We start from the raw sequence: 2,409 nt of genomic DNA, 5'->3' as shown, positions 1-2,409 counted from the left end.
GCCGCCCGCGACATCCGCGGGCGGCGGCCTCGTCCGTGATCGGGGACGGCCCGGGCCCACCTCACGGTGATCGGCCCTCGGAGCTCAGCCTTCGGCGGCGAGCTGGCCGCAGGCGGCGGCGATCTCCTGCCCACGGGTGTCCCGGACGGTGCAGGAGACACCGGACTGCTGGACCGCGGCGACGAACGCGTCCTGCTGGGGCTTCGGGCTGGCGTCCCACTCGCTGCCCGGAGTCGGGTTGAGAGGGATCAGGTTGACGTGGGCCATGGGCCCGAGGCGCTGTACGAGCAGCCGACCGAGCATCTCCCCGCGCCACGTCTGGTCGTTCACATCGCGGATCAACGCGTACTCGATCGACACCCGCCGGCCCGTGGCGTCGGCGTAGTGCCGCGCGGCGTCCATGACCTCGGAGACGGGCCACCGGTTGTTGACCGGCACGAGGGTGTCGCGCAGTTCGTCGTCAGGGGTGTGCAGCGAGACCGCCAGGGTCACCTGGAGTCCCTCCTCCGCGAGGCGATGGATCGCGGGGACGACTCCGACCGTCGAGACCGTGACCGAACGCTGGGACAATCCGAACCCGGACGGCGGCGGCGAGACGATCCCCCGGACAGCCGTGAGGACCCGCTTGTAGTTGGCCAGCGGCTCACCCATCCCCATGAACACCACGTTGGACAGTCGTCCCGGGCCGCCGGGGACCTCGCCGTCCCGCATCGCCCGGGCGGCCTCGCGCACCTGCTCGAGGATCTCGGCGGCCGAGAGGTTGCGGTCGAGCCCGGCCTGGCCGGTGGCGCAGAACGGGCACGCCATGCCGCACCCGGCCTGGCTGGAGATGCACAGCGTCGCCCGGTCCGGGTAGCGCATGAGCACGCTCTCCACCAGCGAGCCGTCGTGCAGCTTCCACAACGTCTTGCGCGTGGTGCCCCCGTCGGCGGAGATGTGCCGGACCGAGGAGGCCAGGCGCGGGAACAACTCGGAACCGATCTGTTCACGCAGACCGACCGGGAGGTCCGTCATCTCCGCGGGGTCGGCCTCGAGTCGTCCGAAGTACTGGTTGGCGAGCTGCTTCCCCCGGAAGGCGGGGACCCCCAGTTCGCTCATCGCCGCAGCCCGGCCCTCTGCGTCGAGGTCGGCGAAGTGACGAGGCGGAAGACCCCGGCGGGGGGCGTCGAAGACGAGGGGTAGTGGTTCAACCATGATGGCTGCCATTGTGTCAGAAACCGGACCGCACGACACACCGCCAGCGGATGCCGTCGGCGCCGGTGAGGGAATAGAGTCCTCCCATGGCCACGCGTTCGCACGAACCAGTTGATCCCCAGCACACCGACCACACCGCCGGAGCAGCGGAGATCGCGCCGGTCGAGGACACCCACGCCTCGGCTCCTGCGACGGTCCCCGCCGGGGACTCACGCGGTGGACGCGGGAGCCACGACGACGACGTCATGGACACCCACGGCGGCAAGCTGGGGTCGGCCTGGGTGGGACTGGTCCTCGGCGCCCTGGTGACGATCCTGTTGCTGATCTTCATCGCGCAGAACACCACGTCCACGGGCGTGCGGTATCTGGGGCTGGAGTTCAGCCTCCCCCTGGGGGTCCTGATCCTGTTCGCCGCCATCGCCGGCGCGCTGATCATGGCGCTGTTCGCCGGATTCCGGATCCTGCAGCTGCGGATGCGCGCCCGGAAGGCGCGCAAGGTGTCGGCCCGCCACCACTGAGGGGTGTCGTCCCCACGGCCGACCGCCGGTGAGCGCGCCCCCGCACGCTCAGGTCGGGACGACGTAGGTGAAGATGATCCACACCACGACGGCGGTGGGCAGGACCGAGTCGAGGCGGTCCATGAAGCCGCCGTGGCCGGGCAGCATGGTGCCCATGTCCTTGATGCCCAGGTCCCGCTTGACCTGTGACTCGATGAGGTCGCCCAGGGTCGCCGTGAAGACGGTGAGGACGCCGAGCAGGACGCCCTTGAGGAAGTTGTCGTCGAACAGCAGCACCACCACGAGCGCCCCGCCGATGATGGCGAACACCATCGATCCGGCGAAGCCCTCCCACGACTTCTTGGGGCTCACCGCGGGCGCCATCGGGTGTCTGCCGAACAGCACGCCGGTGACGTATCCCCCGACGTCCGAACACACCACCAACAGGATCAGGGCGACGACACGCTGCGCCCCGTGGTCGCCGTCCGCGAGCATGGCGCCGAGAGCGCCGGGGACCGCGATCCACACCAGGACGAACAGGGCCACCGAGACGTCACGGAGATAGTTCTGTGGGGCCGTGGTCAGCCCCGCCATCAGGAGGCGCCAGACCAGGACCAGGACGGTGGTGGCGGCGAACGCGGCGAAGGCGCCCTTTGCCTCGGCGAAGAACCCGGCCCAGACCATCGCCTGTCCACCGAGGAGCAGGGGCACCAGCGGG

Annotated in this window: 3 protein-coding genes; 1 reads left to right on the top strand and 2 read right to left on the bottom strand. The window is 70.2% G+C overall.

What is annotated here, in order from left to right:
- Positions 1-84: 84 nt before the first annotated feature.
- Complete coding sequence (gene rlmN / locus G6020_RS13325) at positions 85-1,194, bottom strand: 23S rRNA (adenine(2503)-C(2))-methyltransferase RlmN (RefSeq protein ID WP_179525453.1); 1,110 nt, start codon at positions 1,192-1,194, stop codon at positions 85-87.
- Positions 1,195-1,280: 86 nt separating this feature from the next.
- Between rlmN and G6020_RS13320 the strand changes: the two genes are divergently transcribed.
- Positions 1,281-1,712 carry a lipopolysaccharide assembly protein LapA domain-containing protein gene (locus tag G6020_RS13320; RefSeq protein ID WP_179525454.1) on the top strand — a complete coding sequence of 144 codons (432 nt, stop codon included), beginning with the start codon at positions 1,281-1,283 and terminating at the stop codon, positions 1,710-1,712.
- Positions 1,713-1,760: 48 nt separating this feature from the next.
- Here G6020_RS13320 and G6020_RS13315 read toward each other — a convergent pair.
- The coding region (locus G6020_RS13315; RefSeq protein ID WP_241732710.1) for a phosphatidate cytidylyltransferase at positions 1,761-2,409 on the bottom strand (649 nt) is incomplete at its 5' end.

The organism is Dietzia sp. B19, from assembly GCF_014145155.1.
GTDB lineage: Bacteria > Actinomycetota > Actinomycetes > Mycobacteriales > Mycobacteriaceae > Dietzia > Dietzia natronolimnaea.
This window is presented reverse-complemented; position numbering and strand designations above follow the sequence as displayed.

What these genes read in the sequence shown, in the direction of transcription:
- rlmN (WP_179525453.1), bottom strand. Translation starts at nt 1,194, where the DNA reads ATGGTTGAACCACTACCCCTCGTCTTCGACGCCCCCCGCCGGGGTCTT.
- G6020_RS13320 (WP_179525454.1), top strand. Translation starts at nt 1,281, where the DNA reads ATGGCCACGCGTTCGCACGAACCAGTTGATCCCCAGCACACCGACCAC.